The sequence below is a fragment of the Mesorhizobium sp. M0571 genome (genome assembly GCF_040320985.1).
Taxonomy (GTDB): domain Bacteria; phylum Pseudomonadota; class Alphaproteobacteria; order Rhizobiales; family Rhizobiaceae; genus Mesorhizobium.
Genome location: NZ_JAMYQT010000011.1, coordinates 134,576 through 154,152 on the forward strand (window position 1 = coordinate 134,576; position 19,577 = coordinate 154,152).

Below are 19,577 nucleotides of genomic sequence, written 5' to 3' on the forward strand. Positions count from 1 at the left end.
CGTTTCAACCTAGCTTGGCAGGTCACGTTGCGCAGCGCGCCGGCGCCTGCTCACCTGTGCCGACGCCGACGCCCCGGCACATAACATCCCGGCACAATTGGCCGGGATCTCGGAATAGGCAATTCGACACTGTCGAATGACGTCGAAGGGGCAAAAAATTGGATCATGATTTAAACGGTGGGTCCGTTCTTTCTGCGGAAAATATGGAAACCGCCCGATCCCGGTCAGACCGCGCCGTGAAGGAACTCGCCCCGATAGGACCGATCGTCGTCACCGGTGCTGCAGGCTTCATTGGTTTTCACGTCGCCTTGCGGCTTTTGCGTCTGGGTGTCGAAGTCATCGGCGTCGACAATTTCACCCCCTACTACGATCCACGACTCAAGGAAGCGCGGTTTGCACGTCTCTGTGCCGAGCCGGGCTTCACTCCGATGCGAATTGATCTAGCGGATGCCGCCCGCGTTCAGTTGCTGTTTTCAGAATTTCGACCTTCACACTTTGTGCATCTCGCGGCCCAGGCCGGCGTGCGTCATTCACTTGTTGACCCGCATGCCTATTTGCAATCGAACATAGTGGCGTTTCTCAACGTCCTTGAGGGCTGCCGGCACTTCGGCGTCAGTCATCTCGTCTACGCTTCGTCGAGCTCCGTCTACGGCTCAAATCGAACCATACCGTTTTCCGAGCATCACGGCGCTGACCATCCTGTCAGTCTGTACGCCGCAACCAAGCGTTCAAACGAATTCATGGCGCATTCATACAGTCACTTGTTCGGCTTGCCCGTGACCGGACTGCGCTTCTTCACCGTTTATGGCCCCTGGGGCAGGCCCGACATGGCAGTCTACATGTTCACGCGTGCGATTATCGAGGGGAAACCAATCGAAGTAGCCAATGCCGGCAGCGTGTGGCGAGACTTCACCTATATCGACGACGTCGCTGAGGGGGTGGTTCGAGCACTCGCTGCACCGCCGCGACCCGATCCGGGTTGGGATTTTCTTACCGCAGATCCCGCGACAAGTTCTGCGCCGTATCGCGTCTATAATGTTGGCAACGACCGGCCGGAGGAGATTAACCGGCTGATTTCGCTCATCGAGACCGCCCTTAGCTGCCGGGCGATTCGCGTGGAAGTGCCTTTGCCACCCGGCGACGTTCTGGAGACTCGCGCCGACGTGAGCGATCTTCGCAACGCTGTCGGCTTCGCCCCGGCGACAACGCTCGAGGACGGAGTGCAACGCTTTGTCGAATGGTACCGGGACTTTCATGGAACGAATATCGCAGCCAGCACACAGCAACAAACGTTGATGCATGTAGAGGCCACCGTGTAATCCGCGCCTTGTCGGAGCGACGAATCCACGCGTCGGCCATCCTGGTCGCGGCTGCCGGTCTGGTCAAAAGATCCAGCTGGTACCGCATAACGTGACGACGACATTCCCGAGCATCGATGCCCGCGCGATCCCCGCAGAAATCAGTTCATCGCGGGCAAGTCCAACGAGCGGTCTCAATTTCAGAGCTGCAGTTATACCCGGCACGGAGCACAAAGAATTCGCCGCATCGCCGCTCTGCCGAACGATGTCATTCAGATGGATGATGGTGACGTTCAGGCCCCATCGTAAGCTCCGGTCAACCGCATTTTGCCTCCTCGGAATCGCGAGCTCATGTCCCAAAGCTACTTTCTGAGATCCAGGACGGTTCCTACGGTCGAGAAAATAATCACCCGTGTTCCTCCAAGCCCGATCGGCAGTATTCTGCGCGCGGCAGGAGGCGTTTCGGCCATGGCGATTGCCGGCCAGTTGATCCTCGTCGCCGCTATTCCCGTTTTGGCCCGGCTATATTCCCCGGCAGATTTCGGGATCTTCACGATTTATCTTTCGATCGTAAACATCCTCGGCGCGATCGCAGCACTGCGTTTCGAGGCCTCTCTTTATGGTGTCAAGGACAATGCGCGGGCGTATGTGACTGTTAAGCTCATTCTCCTGGCTGTCTCGGTGACGAGTGTCCTCGCCTTTGCGGCAGGACTGCTGTGGGCGAGCATCGCTCCGGCGCGCGTCGGCCACCTCGCCTGGCTTGTTCCGCTTGGGATGGGGGGCGCAGGTCTCGTCGAAGCTATGAACTGCTGGAGCCTGCGCGCAGGCCTTCTACGCGACTTCGCCCTCGGCCGCCTGGTCTTGCCGGCGACCATGGCCCTGCTGCAATTAATGTTTGGGCTCGCCCATTTCGGAGGCGAGTCGATGGTGCATGCTCATATCCTGAGCCAATTCGTCTTTATCGGACTCCTCGGCTCCCGGATTCTGAGCCGGGAAGACATACGCGGCGTCGCACGGGCGCCGTGGCGTACCGTCGTTGCCGTCGCCAGGCGAGAATACAAGTTTCCGTTGTTCGACATTCCCTCAGCTCTCGCGAGTTTCGCCATCATCAATCTTCCCGCGATACTTGTTGGTTCGCTGTTTGGCGCCGCTTTTGCGGGTTACCTGGGAGTGGCAGCGCGGCTGGTGACTGCACCGGTCACGCTGATCGCCACCCCGCTCAGCAATGTTTTTGTCTCCGAGGCGAACAAAAACAGCGATCGCCGACATCTGCTCGGCACCGCGCGCGGCCTCTTGATGCTTTCAGCCGGCCTCACTGCATTGCCAATACTGGCGCTTGGCCTGGCCGCGCCATATCTTGTCGTCCCCCTTCTGGGCCCGCCCTGGGTTCCTGCCGCAGACATTATGACCGCGCTGGCGTTCATGGGTGCTGCACAGGCGTTGGCGACGCCGCTTCAAGATGTCCCAGCTCTCCTGCGCCGGCAGGAGCTACGGCTTCTCGTCGACGGCGCGCGGACGGCGCTGGTGTTTGGTCCACTTCTTGCCGGTGCTGAGGCAGGTTGGGAACCACTCAACGTCATTTATCTGATGGCGGCCGGCGGCGCCGTCGGGTTTGCACTGAAAACGGCGGCATCTCTGTATATTTTGAGCCACGACGTCGAACCAGCAGGAGCTGCCATACCAAAGCATAGTCATAATCTCGAGGGAAAAGCACCATGAAGCCATCGCAGCTTGATCAGCTCCAAACGACCGATGTGGTTGACCAACATCACTACGCTGATGCTTCGCGACTGCGCCCTTTCATTTCAGTTGCCATTCCAACCTTTCGCCGTCCGGACACGATCCGCCGGGCGATGGATAGCATCCTGAGTCAGGATTTTTCCAGTTGGGAGCTGGTCGTCAGCGACGACGAGGGCCGAGAGGGACCGACCTGGGCAATTGTTGCCGAGTATGCACGGAGCGAGCCTCGCATCCGAATTGTCGAGAACTGCCGGGGCCGGGGTCAGGTGGAGAACACCAACAATGCCATGCTCGCTTGCGTCGGAAAATGGATCAAGCTGCTCCATGACGATGACTGGCTCGCCCCAGGTGCACTCAAGACCTTTGCCGAGGTTTCCACCAATCATCCCTCAGTGGCATTCATGACCTGTGCAGCGAATATAATTGAGGACGATCGGATGAAATTCCGATTGCCACCGCAAGGGCGAGAACGGATTTCCCTCTACTCGAGCCAGCAATGCCTGACGGACCTCTATCTCGTCCGCACGACGCGGAGCCTTGGGATCATCCCATCGACGCTGTTGATCAACCGCGACGTCATTCACGCGGGTTGCCTCATGCGCGCGCACAATTCAATTCCAGCCGGAGTCGACCAACTGTTCTTTGTCGATCTGGCCTGCCACGGAGACATGGTCGCGATAAAAGATGGCTTGATCTTCTACGACGCGACGAACCACCCGAGCATCACTACAACCAAGAGTTTCGATGAGGTCGATCAGGTAACGCTTGCCGTCAAAGAGCTTAACTGGAACCTCATCGAGGATCGTAAACATCTTCCCTGCCCTGAGACTCTGTTACGGGCGCTACGGGTTGCTCGTCTTCCCAGCCGATTCCACCAGCAACCCTGGCGAGCGACGATCCGAGATGCAATGCAAATTCTTCGTCCATCAGTTATGAAAATTGCGAGCCAGCACATTCTTACTTATGTGTTCGCGATCCGCCCGAGACTGGGTCGATTGCGTAGCCTGAGACGATTTAGCTTCTGAGCGTGGCGGCATCGTGGAGCGCGACGGCGGGCCGGCTGGTGCGCATCGTATACCGTCGAAGGCGGCTTTCCTTCGGTCTGGCCTTTAGGGGTAAGCGAGATGACCATTTGTCCGGCATGTGGCAGTGTACCAACCGCGAAATTGTTCGAAGTGACAGCAGATGAGGCCTCTCGACATTTCATCAATCCGCGTCAGGACCCCGATCGCTCTCGAAAATTAACAAGCCACCTGTCGGATCTCTGGGGCAGCAACACATGCGATATCCGCAAATGCGCAGATTGCGGATTCGGTTTTGCAGATCCCTTCGTCGCCGGCGGCGTTGAATTCTATAACTTAGCCTGGGCGTACCCTTCTTATCCGACCATGAAATGGGAATATGCAAGGACTATCGAAGAGCTCGCGGGTCTGAAGACTGGCGGAAAAACTGCCCTCGAAGTGGGGTCTGGGTTCGGGTATTTTCTCGATCGCATCAAGAATAAATTCTTCCATGTTTCCGACATCTCTGCGGTCGACTACAACGAAACGGCGCGATCTGTACTGGCGTCGAAAGGCTTCAAGACCTATTCAGGCGATTTTCGGACGGACAGCTTCGATTCTATGAAAGAGGCCTTCGACTTTATTTTCATGTTTCAAGTCTTCGAGCATATGGACCAAGTGGACGACGTTTTTGCTCGATTGAAATATCTTCTGAAGGCGCAAGGATCTGTCTTTATCGCCGTGCCAAATGAAAACAGAACTTACTACATGGAGTCCCATGGCTCGCTCATAGACATGCCACCAAACCACATCGGTCGGTGGACGAAAGAAGCCTTCGATGCCATATGTCAGCGGCACGGCTTGCAATTGAGCAAGTGCGAGCGGGAGCCGTTCAATCTCGCCAAATTCCTGAAACAAGACATCGTCCACAGCTTTTTCCGAAAGGGAGAGAAACCAGGTAGCGTGAGTGAGTTCGTGCGCGCCCTGCCGCGAAGCAAAGCGCAACGGATTGCGCAAGGTTTGACTGCCCTTGCGATTTCACCATCGCGGTTGCCGGCATGGGCATACGCGGTCAGGAACGCATCGACGATGGGCGGGAGCGCACTCTGGGCAAAGATCGACAAAGTCTCGTCACCTGCGCTACGGATTCATCGCCAAGCCAAGCAGCAATGAGCCGGTTCGCCATACCGCTTGCCGCGTGAAGGGTGAGTTCGACACCACTAGGCTGCGGGGGTGGATGCCAAGCAGACGAAGGACGGCGTCAGGCGCGTCGCCTCAGGTGTGGATTCCGGAATTCATGAATGCCCGTCCGGCGGCTCCTGGCCAGTAGGTTCCGTTGTGACACTTCGGACCCACGCTCCGGATGGACCTCTCCGCGACAACCCCAGCTACTGGCGGATGGCCCGCGCCCAGCAGCCGATCGGCGCAGCGCCTTGCGCGGTGATTTTCAACCAAGCGGGAAGCCCAACAACAAAAAGCCGCGCTCGTCATGTCCTCTCCAGCAAGAGATCAGCGCTGTCCCCGAACCGGTAACCAGCGTGCTTCCTGAGATTAACCTTCGTGAGAACGCTTGCGACGGGGACCGAAGCTGGTGCATCGCCCGCAAGCAGGTCTAGAACGCCTCGCGCGATGCTGCGTCCCGTTTTCGCCCAGCGAACGGCGAAAAGAACCACGTCACCCCAGCCTGTCAGGAGCCTGGCCTCTGGTCCCTCAAGCCCCAGCGGTCCATTTATGATGACGACCCGATAGATCGAGTGCAGTTCATCTTTGAAAGGGGAGCCGTCGACACTGGACAGCAAGGGCAGCAGATCCTCCGACGGTGCGAGCGCCATGAAGTCGATCCCGATTGCCGACATTCCTGCTATCGCATCGTGCAGTGCACAACGGTCACTCACATAGTCTCCGAAAAAATTGTGCGGCTTACGTGCGCTGAATTCCTTCACAAACTCGCCCGTAAGGCGGTGGTCCGTGCGGTCCAGATCAATGAAGAGTACTCGCCCTCCAAGTCTGGTGGCCGCCAAGGCCATGCTCCATGCGAGCTCGGTCTTGCCATCATCCTCACCGCAGGATGTTATCAAGATTATGTTCGAGCAATCCCTCGCCTGTTGGGGCGCCGCGGCGACAAGCAGGGACGTCACGGCGCGGCTGTATCTGCACCCCTGCTGGCCTGAAACCAGCTGCTGCAGTCGCTTCGCGTGCGTTGTGGGAGCCTGGGGTATTAGCCCGAGGCACGGAACCCTGAGCGCTGCTTCAGCTTCGGCCTCTCCGCGCAAAGTGCGATCGAAGCGTTGGCGGACAAGTATGAAAATCCCCCCAATCAGGCCAAACACGACCATGCCGGGCGGAATAAGAAAAATTGGCGAAAGAGTCGTTGGATTGGTAGGGGGCCACGCCGCTGAGAGAAGCCTGACTCCGGGGGATGGACTTGCAATACGCCGCATCAAGTCCTGTTGCCGGGTCAAAAGGTCGTTGTAGCGCTGCGTCAGGATGCTGACCTGCGGCTCGAGAGCGCGCAATCCGGAAAGCCGGCCGGCTGTATCGGCCACAACCGCATCCAGGACATCCTTACGCTTTTGCAGCGCCGCGATCTGGGAGCGATAGATGTTCGCCTCAGCAGCGACATGGGCGATTTCTTGTTCGATCTCACGATCGATCGCATTTGTGACATCCTCATCTGCCGTGCCGTTGGCCTGGCGTGCCAAGAGATCGGCCAGCAAGGGTGATCCGATGGCTTCGGCTACCGAGGCAACCGGCGCGCCCCCCTTTCGCAAGTCCTGAATGTGTTGGAGTCGGGATTCGGTTGCGGAGAGGTCCGCTTTCGACAAGGAAATTTGCTGGGTGAGTTCGGCTGTCTCCTTGGCAGCGTTGTCCGCCGCACCTTGATCGACCGCGCCATGGCTCAACCGATATCTCTCCAGACGATCAGTCGCTTCTGCCAGACTGCTTTGTATAGTCGGCAGCCCGGAGACTATCGATTCGAGTTCCAGCCTGTCCGACGCTTGGCTTTTCCTTGCCAGATCGCCAATATACACTTGGACGAACGTGTTGGCGATCAGAGCGGCTCGCGCCGGATCATGATCGGTGAAGCCGACGCTGATAACTCTCGATCGCAGCTCCTGGCCGATTCTTATACCTTCACGCAGCACCTTGAGTTCAGCCGCATCAGGCTCCGCCGGCGTGCTTCGCGGCCAAATTTTGGCCAGCAAATCGGCTGGAACCGAGCGCAAATTCAGCGGCTCGACGCCAACAGGCTTCGGAGGAGGGTTTCCGGTTCGAGCATCAGCCTGTTTAGCACCATTGTCCGTTTTGCGCAGCGCTGCCACTACGCTTCGCAGGTGGCTTTGCGATGAGAGCATGGTGATATGGTCGTCAATGCTGGAATCCAGCTGATCCTGAGCAGAGACCAAGCCGCCGGCAGGGGCCGCTCTACTAGGTGCGTCGACGATTACCTGTGTGGTGGCCTCGTATAGGGCAGGCCGTACAAGACCCCCAAGCGCGGCCAAGACACCGCCTGCGACGACCATGGCCAGGAGGAACCACTTTTTTCTTGAGAGGGTAATGAGGAGCTGATGGAGCGGGGTTTGCGTGTCCATCTGCTCACGCAACGGCCGTTTCATGCGCGGAGTGATTTCGCGCGCAGGCAAGTGCATTTCGGTAACGTGCGGAAGGTGGATGCGGCTAACTATGGACCCTTCCATCTTAATCTCCTGTAAGTTCGGGCACGCGAGAACCCGTTGCTGGCGGCGATGGCCGCCGCCTTGCCTCGTTGTGCCAGGCCTGGAACATCAAAGCCGGCCACAATTCGCGAGAATGGTCGTGCCTGCCATCGACGTGATCGCGCCAGCACGCATCCACCTTAACAAGGTCGAAAATTCCGTCTCCGGAGACGCGCATATCGGCGACAAGATCGTTTGCCCAACTGAGCAGCGGGCCTCTCAGCCAGACTGCTATAGGAACATCGAAACCTTGCTTTGGCCGCTCGATCAGTCGCTGCGGAACGTACCGGCGCAACAACTGACGAAGGATCCACTTACCTTTGCCATTACGAACCTTCGTATTCGTCGGCAGGCGCCAGGCGAATTCGACAACCCGATGATCGAGTAGCGGGCACCGCCCCTCGAGGCTGTTGGCCATGCTGGCGCGGTCCAGCTTCACCAATATATCGCCGGGCAGGTAGCCGGCCATATCGTCATACAAAAGACGGGACAGCAGCCCATCAAGCCGGTGCTCGACGTGGATTGATGAGGGGGGCTGGTGGAGGCTGAGGTTCTCGGTCGACGATCTCGTCAGTCGCCGAAACAACTCGTCCTCATCGGCTGCAGCGAGCAGCTGAGCGAGGCGATCCAGCCGGTCGCCCCGCAGCGCATGCCGTGCACCCTCCGAAAGCGGCAGCTTGCCGACGAGATCGTGACGGGCTGCACGGGCCAGTAACCCAGTGCCTGCCGCGAGCGCCCGACGCAGTGCTGACGGCAGAGTATGCTGTCGTCGCAGGCGGGCCGCCATGAAGTGGCGGGCGTAGCCGGCGAAGCATTCATCGCCACCGTCACCCGACAGAGCCACCGTAACGTGCCGGCGGGCGAGCCGCGCCACCAGCAGAGTTGGTATCTGCGATTCGTCAGCGAAGGGCTCGTCCCAGATCTGCGGCAATTCTGGAATGACTTCGCGCGCTACGGCAGCCGAAAGGTGGAGTTCGGTATGGTCGGTGCCCAGATGCCGCGCGACTTCCGCAGCGTGGGGAGCCTCATCGAACCCGCCCTCTCCGAAAGCGATCGTGAACGTGCGCACCGGCTTTTCCGATTGAGCCTGCATCAGGGCTACAACCGTCGAGCTGTCTATTCCGCCCGACAGGAAGGCCCCGAGCGGAACGTCAGCGATCATGCGCTCCCGAACGGCAAGTCGAAGCAGGCCATCCAGTTCATTGGTAAGTTCTTCGTCACTGCCGACGACCTGCTCCGCCCGCCCTTTGGTGGCGGTTTCGGCCAGCGACCACCAGTATCGAATACGATGCGCTAGCGAGGCGGCACTTCGCGACGCGGCGAAGTCAGCGGCTGTCACCGACAGGACCGAACCCGGCGGCAATTTGAATACGCCTCGCCAGATGCAGCTGTCATCCGGTACCCATCCCTTCGAAAGCATCGCCGCGGCCGCATTGATATCGAGCTCCTGACAAAAACCTGGAAAACGGGTGATCGCCTTCAACTCAGAGGCAAAAACAAGCGCATCACGTGTTGAGGCGACATAAAGCGGCTTTTTGCCCATTCGGTCGCGGGCGAGATGGAGCGTCCTCGTCTTCAGATCCCATAGTCCTAGCGCGAACATGCCGGCGAAGCGTGTGAGTGCTTTTTCGAGGCCCCAACTCTCGATGGCGCCAAGCATGACTTCGGTATCGCTGGTGCCCCTGAAATGACGACCTGTACTTTCCAGCTCGCGGCGCAGATCGCGGAAATTGTATATTTCGCCGTTGAACGTGACGACGTATCTGCCGCTTTCGGAATGCATCGGCTGACGGCCCGCCTCCGACAGATCAACAATGGCCAAACGCCTGTGACCGAAGGCAAGCCCCGCTTCGCTATGTATCCAGAATGCCTCGCCATCCGGTCCGCGGTGACGAAGCGCGGCCGTCATTTGCTCTATTGCCTTGAGCGGCTTCGTGTCGGCTGAATCGGGGGCAAGAAGAATTCCGGCAATACCACACATGCCATTAACCCGGATTGTTAGAGATTGCAGAAACTGCTTTCGGAGTACCGGCGACAAGGCAGATGGTCAGCGCAAACCACACGATCGGGTGACGGATGATTAGGTGCGGCATGCCGAAGATGACGATTGACACCACGAGCGCTAACAGCGCGTCGAGCTTCGCACGCCACACCGACATGATGGCGGCGCCGACGATCCAGACCAGCGCCAGAACCGCAATAAGACCACCTTGAGTGTACAGGTCGAGGATCGTGTTGTGAGCCTCGAAGGGTCGCTCCAGAAATTGCGATTCGAACACTGATGGGCGCTCGAGATGCGGACCTGGACCAAGGCCCAGCGACCCGGATTCCGCGCCCTTCTCCAACGCTTCGTCCCAGAGATGCACGCGGAGTGCGGCGGTTTCGGCAGTGGCCTCGCCGCCCTTGTCCTTGGTCAGGCCCTTGGCGAAGTTTTCGAGGACGCTCGCCTCCGTCACGGCGTAGGGGGTTATCGCGATCGCCAACGGAAGGATACCGACAAGCAACAGGAGGACGGCTTGCCGTGAAAAGCTGACGCTGTTGCCACCGGTCTTGAGCCATGTGCTGATCCGCAGCCCGAGGAACGTCAGGCAGGTCAGGATGCTGGTATACAAATAGGTATCGCTCTTTGTTAGCCTCCCGACATAGAAGGTTAGGAACAAGCTGGCGATCCCAAGAAACCTGCCCCATCGATTGCTGGTGGTGGTCGCAAGATGCAAGGCTAGCGGGCCGAAGATTGCGCAGTAGAGCGCGAGCTGGTTTGGATTATGCGACCAGCCGCGAAAGCGGTCCCAGTACCAGGGATCGACGTCAGCTCGGGGGATCCAGCCCCAGCCCTGTCCCAGCTGAATGGCAAGGGCCATATTCGCGATACCCACGACCCACCAACCAGTACGACGGAGATGGCGATCAGCCTCGGGTTCTGCAGCGGCAAGGCACGTGACGCTGACCAACAGCAGGTAGGCCATCGTATCGTGCATCAGACCCGTCGGATATAGAACTGTGGTCAGATAGCCGACAACGGTGCCGACCGCCAGAGCAAGCGCCATGATCGTCCAGTAGCTTGCAAGGAGTGTCAGCGCCGGCCTGGTCTCCAGGCGACCGCCGGCAAGCACACGCCCAATCGACAGCATGATCCAAAGCACGAGGAGCAGCTCGCCAATCCCCAAGGGCGACCCAGGAATGTCGAGTTGCACCGCATAGGTCATTGCGAGGCCACTGGCCAGGATCGCGTCCCGGATCATCGGCGCACATCCAATCTACTGCTGACAGCATCCTCTCCAATTAAGATCGGATACGCCGGTCGGGCGAGGCCACCGTGGGATTTGACGCTAAGGATATTTTCGTACAGATCGCAATACTGCGCGACCACCCGCGGCAGCGCGAACTGCTCACGGACGAGTTCGACAGAACGACCGCCCATGATTTTTCCGTGACTGCGATCGGACAGGATGTCGAGTATTCGAGATGCAAGGCCATCGGCGTCGTAAGGTTGGACTAGGTAGCCGTTCCATCCATCCTCGACCACCTCATTGCAGCCGGGCATCTTTGAGGCGACGATGGGCAATCCTGCCAGCCCTGCCTCTAGCAGGACGCGCGGGATTCCTTCTCGATATTGTGTGGGGAAGGCGAACACGTCGGCCATGCCAAGAAGGGCTGGAACATCGCGTCGTGGGCCTAGCGCGATGACATAAGGAGCGTGTCGATCGATTTCCGACTTGTCGACTGCAAATGGACCTTCGGACTCCCAAGGGCCGACAAGCACGAAACGCGCATTAGGCCTTTTAGAAAGGACGCGAGGGACTGCTTGGAGCAGCGTCGGGATGCCCTTCTGGCGGGTCAGCCGGCCCACAAAAATTACGATCTCTGCTGACTGGAGCCCGAGCTCCTGGCGCATTTTCGTCGCCGGCGGAGCAAGATGCCTCGCCATAGCGAACGCATCGACGTCGATGCCAGAACTGCGGATCACTCTTCCGCTGCCAGGTTCAATCAATCGAAAGCGCTTGAAGAAAGCCTCATCGTCCCGATTCTGAAATACCGTCGCTGCCGTCCAGAAGGAGGCAAGCCATTGCAGTCCGCAAAAGATTGGACGTAAGGCCAGAGCCCGCGGTTCCAGCGACGAGAATGTCCAGCCCAGGCCGTTGATCGTGCGCACGACCGGGACCGTTCCGCGCACCGAAAGGGGTGTCAGCAGGTTAGGCTTGGTATCGAAACTTTGGACGATGTCAGGCCGGAGTTGCGCAACCAATTTCCGAATCGCTCTTACAGCGGTCCACTCGCCACTGCCGCTGGCAAATCGGTCGAAACCGTAGCGGCGATGCGGAATGCCATGCCGCAAAAACGCAGCCTCATCGCCGGTTGAAACTGCCGTGACCCGGAAGCCGCTTTCACGCAGCGACATTAGGAACGGAATTCTCAGGGCGTGATCTTCGCCTCCCACACAAACGAGATGCGGATTCATCCCGAAGCTCCCGTCCGTGCGCCGTGTTCCGGTCGCGTGAAGTAATTGCCTTTCGCATCTGCTTTCATGGTTTTGCTTCGTTACTTCTGTGCGCGTGAAAGGATACGGTAGGGGGAGGCTTGCATACTGTCCTCGTCTGTTTGAATGAGGTAAACCGCATGGGGATCGCGGCCTTACGCGTATCGCGAACCACCTCGACGGCATCTAGTGGTGCATAGGAACGCGTACGCGGATGAATTGCGCCTCGAACTCCAGGGAGTTCGGCCAAGCCGGACTTGCAACTGATAAGGCAACCGAAGAAAGCGCTTCCGACAGTCGTGCGTTGTACGCTGCTCTACGCTGGGCGCGTCGGATTCCTAAGCTCCCGGTCCGGGTTTGCGCCTCAGCTTGTCCCGCTTGTGCTACCAGGCATGATAGTCGACCCCCTCAGCCACAACTCCTGGCGCAACCTGCCTCCTTGCGACCAGCGGATAAGCCGATTCGACCGTTCCGATGTCGGCAACCTGATCTGCCGACCGATATCACGCGACGAACGCGCAGACGCCTACGAATTATCCACAACTAATTGGTTGCGGGAGTGAGACTGTGGAGGGGTGCGGCTCTTAGGTTAACGTCTGTCTGATCTCTCAATGCTAGGATGAACAGTTAAATAGAACCTTAATTCACAAGTATATTTCAGCAATACGCAAGCTATATTTTAGACCATGAGACTACATGGCTTCCAATTAAATCAGATAATCCGGATGGAACTACGGCCTTAACGGGATAGTATTCTTGTTCTTTATTTAACACGTCTATTGGGATTCCTCCTTCCGTGCAGCATTCCTATTGGCGATCAACCATTCTATCAGAGCCTGCAGGTATGTGATTTGGCGCTAATATACATCCTCTAGTAGGCAAGCCTTGGGGCGCTATCGAATGAGACAAAGGAATATTGGATGGCAACTCTGCACTACGCATCGGGCGGATCCGCCACCGAAATTGCAACCGCCGGCTTCAATCTGGCTGACGTTCAGTATGTTTCGCTGGTCAACGCATTGCCGGATGGCATGAAAGGCCTGGTCTATCTCAATGAGCATGAGGGCGTAACCGCATCCTTCATCGAGAAAATGACCCCCTTCCTCGGCAATCCGAATGTGTTTGGGTTCTATCTTGTTGACGAGCCCGATCCCACGGGCAGGTGGGGCACCTACGCAACCGCTGAGAACCTGAAGGCGGAATCCGACTGGATCCATGAGCATTTTCCGGGCGCCAAGACCTTCATCACCATGATGAACATGGGATCCCCGACCAATCCGGATTTTACCAACACCTACAATCCGGCCAACACGCATATCGACTATTTTGGAATAGACCCCTATCCGGTGCGCACGGGAACGGACACGGTCGACTACGACATGATCGACCGAGCCGTGGCTGCAGCGGTGAAGTCGGGCATCCCGATCAGCAACATCATTCCGGTCTATCAGGCTTTTGGCGGCGGCAATTGGGAGACTTCCGACGGCGGCAGACAGGTCATGCCCACCCCCGAACAGATGCAAATCATGATGGATCATTGGGCCAAGCTGGTTCCGTCACCCGCCTTCGACTATACCTACAAGTGGGGAACGCAGAACGGCGACACCGCGCTTGAAAGCTCGCCGGAACTGCAAGCCTTTTTCCGGGAACACAACCTGATCGATACTGGGACTGCCCCTCCTCCCGCCGACACAAGCGACACCTTGTATGGCACCAGCGGCGACGACGTGTTCCACGGGGCCGGTGGTCATACGATGATCGGCTATGGCGGCAATGACACCTATTATGTCGAGGATGTCCGCGACAAGGAGATTGAGGCGGCGGGCGGCGGTACAGACAAAGCACTTGCCTCCGTAAATCATGCCCTTGCGGCCGGCTCCGAGATCGAGCTTCTCGCCACCAACAACCCGTCTGGGACGACGGCAATCAATCTCACCGGCAACGGCTTTGCCCAGACCATTCAGGGCAATGCCGGCGCCAATGTCATTAACGGCCTCGGCGGCGCTGACACGATGACCGGCTATGGTGGCAATGACACCTACTATGTCGACAATGCCGGTGACAAGGTCATCGAGGCGGTGGGCGGCGGCTCCGACCGGGTGATCACGTCGGTGAGCCATGCGCTTTCGACGGGCTCCCAGATCGAGCTTCTCGCCGCAAGGTATCCATCCGACACGACGGCAATGAACCTCAGCGGCAACGAGTTCAGCCAGACCATCCAAGGCAATGCCGGCGCGAACATCATCAACGGCGGCGGCGGTGCCGACATCTTGACCGGTAACGGAGGCAATGATGCATTCGTGTTCAACAGCGCTCTTGGAGCCGGCAATATCGACAAGGTCACCGACTTCGACAAGCTCCAGGACAAGATCCAGCTCGACGACGCCGTTTTTGCCGGGCCTAAGTTGGGTGGCCTTTCATCCGATGCTTTCTTTGCTGGCACGGCCGCGCATGATAGCTCCGACCATATCATCTACAACAGCTCAACGGGAGCGCTCTCTTTCGACAGCGACGGGATCGGCGGCGCAGCTCAAATACAGTTCGCCACTCTCTCTCCAGGTCTGTCGCTTGCAGCAGGTTCGTTCCTTGTGATCTGAACGACCCGGAACGGCGGACCTTCGAGCCGGTCCGCCGCTCCGTCTTTGTTCAAGCACCGGTTTTTTCCAAAGCAGGGTGCCCATTTCGGGCTGATGCTCACCTTTCGTCACCCAGCGGGTTCGGTAGCAAGGCATCATTGAAGGATGGCTTGAATCCGCCCGCCAACCGAGTTTACTCGGCGCGGTTCGCGACCCCGCTTCCGTGTCTTGAAAGAGCTAGGGCATCTGAGTGAAATAGAAGCTAATCGCACGTTGCATGATGACGAGGCAAAACGGCTTCGCAATTGATCCGGTATGCACTTTCTCGTCTCTTTATTCTTATTCGGCAAACGAACGGTCAGATCCCACCTGAACTTGGCATCGAGTACCAGACCCCCTAGGCCGCTATCAGATCCGTTGCGCAATAGCGGCCATAGCTTCACGAACGGCCCCTCGTCGCAGATCAGGGATAGATAAATCGGAATGCCAATTACTTGAGCGCGAGGGCAGGAACCAGGCAACGACGAACCCGGTTAGTCATTTGGCAGTTATCCGTCCCTAATAAACGTCCGCCGAACAGTTTTGACGTCCTTAAGTCTTCCTCATGGGCGAGTGCGGCAGGCGCTCCAGCTGGGAACCGTCCTACTCTCACCTTTTGTGCGGTTTCCTACATTGATTTGATCTCGATCACGGAGATCTGCCGACCGATATCAGATGATGAGCGCGTAGATGCCTACGAATTGTCCACAACTAATTGGTTGCGGCAGTGAGACTGTGGAGCGGCCCGGCGTCAGAGGTTAACGTCATTTTGATTTTCTGCGCGAAAGTTGATGTCTAAAGCAAACAAATCAATAGATGTATAGCCATTATAAAAACATCGAAAAACTTCAAGAACTACAACGCCTTCAAAATAAAGTCTCAATTCTGGCGTCATTCTGACATCAGAAGACAATAAGCGTCTTGTCCGAAGTCGCTGCTGTCAAAATAAGTCAACAATCCGTGCAGCATTCCTACAAACGGTCAATGATTCTATCAACGGGTGTCTGTATGTGATTTGGCGCTAATATACGCCGTCTGTAGGTAGACGCTGGGCGCTATCGAAATCAGAAAAAGGAATATTGGATGGCAACTCTGCATTATACGTCGGGTGGATCCGCCACCGAAATTGCAACCGCCGGCTTCAATCTGGCTGACGTTCAGTACGCTTCGCAGGTCGACGCGTTGCCGGAGGGCATGAAGGGTCTGGTGTACCTCAATGAGCACGAGGGCGTAACTTCATCCTTCATCGAGAAAATGACCCCCTTCCTCGGCAATCCGAATGTGTTCGGATTCTACCTTGTTGACGAGCCCGATCCCACGGGCAGGTGGGGCACCTACGCAACCGCCGAGAACCTGAAGGCGGAATCCGACTGGATCCATGAGCATTTTCCAGGCGCCAAGACCTTCGTCACCATGATGAACATGGGATCCCCCACCAATCCGGATTTTACCAACACCTACAATCCCGCCAACACGCATATCGACTATTTCGGAATAGACCCGTATCCGGTACGCACGGGAACGGACACGGTCGACTACGACATGATCGATCGAGCCGTGGCTGCAGCGGTGAAGTCGGGCATCCCGATTAACAACATCGTTCCGGTCTTCCAGGCCTTTGGCGGCGGCAATTGGGAGACTTCCGACGGCGGAAGACAGGTCATGCCCACCGCCGAACAGATGCAAACCATGATGGATCATTGGGCCAAGCTGGTTCCGTCACCCGCCTTCGACTATACCTACAAATGGGGAACGCAAAACGGCGATACCGCGCTTGAAAGCTCCTCGGAACTGCAAGCCTTTTTCCGGGAACACAACACCACTACCGCTGCGGCTTCAGACACCACCAGCAGCGACAGCAGTGCTGCTGCGCCCGCTTCCGACGCCGCCACCAGCGATAGCAGCTCGACTGTGACTGCGCCTTCTCACGTCACTACCGGCGACAGCACCTCGACTGCCACCGCCGCTTCCGGCGCTACCACCAGCGATAGCAGCTCGACTGCCACCGCCCCTTCCCACGCCACCACCGGCGACAGCACCTCGACTGCCACCGCCCCTTCCGGCGCCACAACCAGCGATGGCAGCTCGACTGCCACCGCCCCTTCCGGCGCCACAACCAGCGATGGCAGCTCGACCGCGACGGCGCCTTCGCACCTCATCGCAAGCGATGGCAGTTCGACTGCGACCGCCGCCGCCGGCGCCACCACCAGCGATGGCAGCTCGGCCGCGACGGCGCCTTCGCACCTCATCGCAAGCGATGGCAGTTCGACTGCGACCGCCGCCGCCGGCGCCACCACCAGCGATGGCAGCTCGGCCGCGACTACGCCTTCGCACCTCATCGCCAGCGATTCGACTGCGACCGCCGCTTCCGGCGCGACCACCAGCGATGGCAGCTCGACTGCGACCGCCGCTTCCCACTCCGACCGCGGCGGTTTTCACGCTTTGACCGATCTGTTCGGCAGCAACGACACCAGCCATGATACTGCCGGCGACAAGGCAAACGAAGGCAGCGGCGTTGACCGGGTATTGGCTGCGTTGAACCACTCGCTTTCGGCCGGCTCGGAGCTTGCCGCGACCAGCAGCCCGTCCGACACAACGGCAACCAGCCTGACCGGTCACGGGTCCGCCCAGATCCTCCAGGGCAACGAAAATGCCGGCGCCAGTGTCAGCAAGAGCGGCGCCGCCGAGTTTGTATCCGGTCACGGCGGCAACGATGCCTTCGACTTCAGCAAGCTTCAGGACAAAGTCCAACTCGACCACTCCGCTCTTGCCGAGCTCAGGTCGGGAGGGCTTTTATCCCACGCTTCCTCTACCGACACGACTGCGCACGATACGGCTGCCGATGATGGTTCCCATCATATCATCTTTGACAGTTCAACCGGGTCGCTCTCTCTCGACAGCGACGCGACGGCCGGCGCAGCACAAACGCACCTCGCCACCCATTTCCCGTGGCAGCATCAGTCTTTGTGATCTGAAAACCAGAGCGGCGGACCTTCAACTCGAGTCGTGTCCGCCGCTCGTCTTTGTTCAAGCACCCGACTTTCCAAAGCGGGTTGCCCATTTTCGGGCTGATGCTCGGCGCGGTTCACGACCCCGCTTCCGTGTCCTGAACGGTACATCACCAACCGTGGAATAGAAGCTCATCGCACACTGCGTGATGACCAAAACGGCTCCGTAAGCGAGCCGGCACGCACTTTCTCGTCTCTATTCAGCAACCGACGGGTCACCCCCGCCTGAACCTGGCATCGAGTACCAGATCCCTCGGCTAGGTCGCTATCAGATTGCCGAAGGGCCTGACGCTTCATGGATTGTGGAAGTCGCTTGGCGTCTATCTCGCTGAAGCGGAAGCGTCCACCAGGCCAGCATGGATGTCCTTGCCATGATGACATTGATCACGCCGAGCTTTATTCCCGTGAGGCGTTGCAGGTGCGTTTGGCCATGCAGGGCATGGACCGAGCCGTACGGCTGGTAAGGCACAAGCCGCTTCTTGGCGAACCGGCCTCTAAGCATTTGGCAGATAACGACAAGGGGGGCCCGGAGGGACGTCGTCTTCTCAACAAAAACAATCAGCGGGTGGTTCGCCCAGCCATATCCTTCGCATGTTTTCGTATTCGGTGGCGAACCCACTGGCGAGGACTGAGGCCCGCTCAATCGTAGCGAAGGCTCACAGGTGTGCGCCGCTTTGCCTGTCAAAGATATGGACCCGGCGCGGATCGATCCTCAATCTCACCTCTTCACCAGGCCGGACGGAAAGCCTGTCCTTGACAATGGCGTCAATAGCGTCCTCGCCAAACTTGGCGAAGATCTGTGTCTCGGAACCGGTCGGCTCGAGCACCGAAACCGTCGCCGGCAAGCCGTCCGGCGCGATGTCGATATGCTCGGGACGTATGCCGTAGATGACCGGCTGCCCGCCCTGCGCCCTGGCCCCCTCGGCTGGCAGCACGGATCCGGTGTCCGACACGAAGATCTGCCTGCCGTCCTTCGAATCGATCCTTCCCTTGATGAAGTTCATGGCCGGCGAGCCGATGAAGCCGGCGACGAAGACATTCCCCGGATTGTCGTAGAGAGCGAGGGGTGCGCCGATCTGTTCCACCTTGCCGTCCCTCATCACCACGATCTTGTCGGCCATGGTCATCGCCTCGATCTGATCATGGGTAACATAGACGATCGTTGTGCCCAGGCGTTGATGCAGTTCCTTGATCTCGACGCGCATCGCAACACGAAGTTTGGCGTCGAGATTCGACAGCGGCTCATCGAACAGGAAGACCTGCGGGTCGCGCACAATGGCGCGTCCCATGGCCACACGCTGGCGCTGTCCACCCGATAGCTGTTTCGGAAATCGGTCGAGCAACTTGCCTAGATCGAGAATTTCGGCCGCCTTCTTCACCTTGGCGTCGATCTCGGCCTTCGGCCTGCCCTTGATCTTGAGCGAGAAGCCCATGTTGTCGGCGACGTTCTTGTGCGGATAGAGCGCATAGTTCTGGAAGACCATCGCTATGTCGCGGTCTTTCGGCAGAACATCGTTCACCACCCGGCCACCTATGCTGATTTCACCGCCCGATATCGCTTCGAGACCGGCGATCATGCGCAACAGGGTGGATTTGCCACACCCCGATGGGCCGACGAGGATGACGAACTCGCCATCGGCGATGTCGACATTCACGCCGTGGATGACCTGGGCGTTTCCATAACGCTTGATGATGTTCTTGACGGTGACCTGAGCCAACTTG

Annotated in this window: 11 protein-coding genes and 1 pseudogene; 7 read left to right on the plus strand and 5 right to left on the minus strand. The window is 58.3% G+C overall.

Annotation, left to right across the window (positions count from 1 at the left end; translation table 11 throughout):
- Positions 1–203: 203 nt before the first annotated feature.
- The 4 genes from NKI85_RS15490 (at position 204) to NKI85_RS15505 (ending at position 5,212) form a co-directional block, all read left to right on the plus strand.
- A complete protein-coding gene (locus NKI85_RS15490) occupies positions 204–1,319 on the plus strand; it encodes an NAD-dependent epimerase (protein WP_352524961.1) in 1,116 nt (371 codons plus the stop codon).
- A gap of 447 nt (positions 1,320–1,766) precedes the next feature.
- Positions 1,767–3,017, plus strand: a complete 1,251-nt coding sequence (locus NKI85_RS15495) for a lipopolysaccharide biosynthesis protein (RefSeq protein ID WP_352524784.1) — start codon at positions 1,767–1,769, stop codon at positions 3,015–3,017.
- Entirely contained in the window at positions 3,014–4,063 is a 1,050-nt protein-coding gene (locus tag NKI85_RS15500; protein WP_352524782.1) for a glycosyltransferase family 2 protein, read from the plus strand. The genes NKI85_RS15495 and NKI85_RS15500 overlap by 4 nt, the downstream gene beginning before the upstream one ends.
- 99 nt (positions 4,064–4,162) lie before the next feature.
- Complete coding sequence (locus NKI85_RS15505) at positions 4,163–5,212, plus strand: class I SAM-dependent methyltransferase (protein ID WP_352524780.1); 1,050 nt, start codon at positions 4,163–4,165, stop codon at positions 5,210–5,212.
- A gap of 314 nt (positions 5,213–5,526) precedes the next feature.
- Here the strand turns inward: NKI85_RS15505 and NKI85_RS15510 are convergent, their stop codons facing one another.
- Genes NKI85_RS15510 through NKI85_RS15525 form a run of 4 tightly spaced genes read right to left on the minus strand, consistent with a single transcriptional unit; the run spans position 5,527 to position 12,214 of the window.
- A complete protein-coding gene (locus tag NKI85_RS15510) occupies positions 5,527–7,737 on the minus strand; it encodes a GumC family protein (protein ID WP_352776925.1) in 2,211 nt (736 codons plus the stop codon).
- Position 7,738: 1 nt separating this feature from the next.
- Positions 7,739–9,736, minus strand: a complete 1,998-nt coding sequence (asnB, locus tag NKI85_RS15515) for an asparagine synthase (glutamine-hydrolyzing) (protein ID WP_352524776.1) — start codon at positions 9,734–9,736, stop codon at positions 7,739–7,741.
- 4 nt (positions 9,737–9,740) lie between these two features.
- Complete coding sequence (locus NKI85_RS15520; protein ID WP_352776926.1) at positions 9,741–10,997, minus strand: O-antigen ligase family protein; 1,257 nt, start codon at positions 10,995–10,997, stop codon at positions 9,741–9,743.
- Complete coding sequence (locus tag NKI85_RS15525) at positions 10,994–12,214, minus strand: glycosyltransferase (RefSeq protein WP_352776927.1); 1,221 nt, start codon at positions 12,212–12,214, stop codon at positions 10,994–10,996. The genes NKI85_RS15520 and NKI85_RS15525 overlap by 4 nt, the downstream gene beginning before the upstream one ends.
- A gap of 938 nt (positions 12,215–13,152) precedes the next feature.
- Here NKI85_RS15525 and NKI85_RS15530 point away from each other — a divergent pair.
- The 3 genes and pseudogenes from NKI85_RS15530 to NKI85_RS15540 all read left to right on the plus strand — a co-directional run.
- A complete protein-coding gene (locus NKI85_RS15530; protein ID WP_352776928.1) occupies positions 13,153–14,829 on the plus strand; it encodes a calcium-binding protein in 1,677 nt (558 codons plus the stop codon).
- A gap of 1,101 nt (positions 14,830–15,930) precedes the next feature.
- Positions 15,931–17,817, plus strand: coding sequence for a calcium-binding protein (locus NKI85_RS15535; protein ID WP_352776929.1), 1,887 nt, complete (start codon positions 15,931–15,933; stop codon positions 17,815–17,817).
- A 308-nt stretch (positions 17,818–18,125) separates the two neighbouring features.
- Positions 18,126–18,324, plus strand: a pseudogene (locus NKI85_RS15540) (tyrosine-type recombinase/integrase); the annotation flags it as partial.
- Between the two features lie 187 nt (positions 18,325–18,511).
- Here NKI85_RS15540 and NKI85_RS15545 read toward each other — a convergent pair.
- Entirely contained in the window at positions 18,512–19,573 is a 1,062-nt protein-coding gene (locus NKI85_RS15545; RefSeq protein WP_352776930.1) for an ABC transporter ATP-binding protein, read from the minus strand.
- Between the last annotated feature and the right edge of the window lie 4 nt (positions 19,574–19,577).

Bases quoted from the DNA above. Each gene is read 5' to 3' on its own strand.
- NKI85_RS15490 (WP_352524961.1), top strand. From the start codon at position 204: ATGGAAACCGCCCGATCCCGGTCAGACCGCGCCGTGAAGGAACTCGCC.
- NKI85_RS15495 (WP_352524784.1), top strand. From the start codon at position 1,767: ATGGCGATTGCCGGCCAGTTGATCCTCGTCGCCGCTATTCCCGTTTTG.
- NKI85_RS15500 (WP_352524782.1), top strand. From the start codon at position 3,014: ATGAAGCCATCGCAGCTTGATCAGCTCCAAACGACCGATGTGGTTGAC.
- NKI85_RS15505 (WP_352524780.1), top strand. From the start codon at position 4,163: ATGACCATTTGTCCGGCATGTGGCAGTGTACCAACCGCGAAATTGTTC.
- NKI85_RS15510 (WP_352776925.1), bottom strand. From the start codon at position 7,737: ATGGAAGGGTCCATAGTTAGCCGCATCCACCTTCCGCACGTTACCGAA.
- asnB (WP_352524776.1), bottom strand. From the start codon at position 9,736: ATGTGTGGTATTGCCGGAATTCTTCTTGCCCCCGATTCAGCCGACACG.
- NKI85_RS15520 (WP_352776926.1), bottom strand. From the start codon at position 10,997: ATGATCCGGGACGCGATCCTGGCCAGTGGCCTCGCAATGACCTATGCG.
- NKI85_RS15525 (WP_352776927.1), bottom strand. From the start codon at position 12,214: ATGAATCCGCATCTCGTTTGTGTGGGAGGCGAAGATCACGCCCTGAGA.
- NKI85_RS15530 (WP_352776928.1), top strand. From the start codon at position 13,153: ATGGCAACTCTGCACTACGCATCGGGCGGATCCGCCACCGAAATTGCA.
- NKI85_RS15535 (WP_352776929.1), top strand. From the start codon at position 15,931: ATGGCAACTCTGCATTATACGTCGGGTGGATCCGCCACCGAAATTGCA.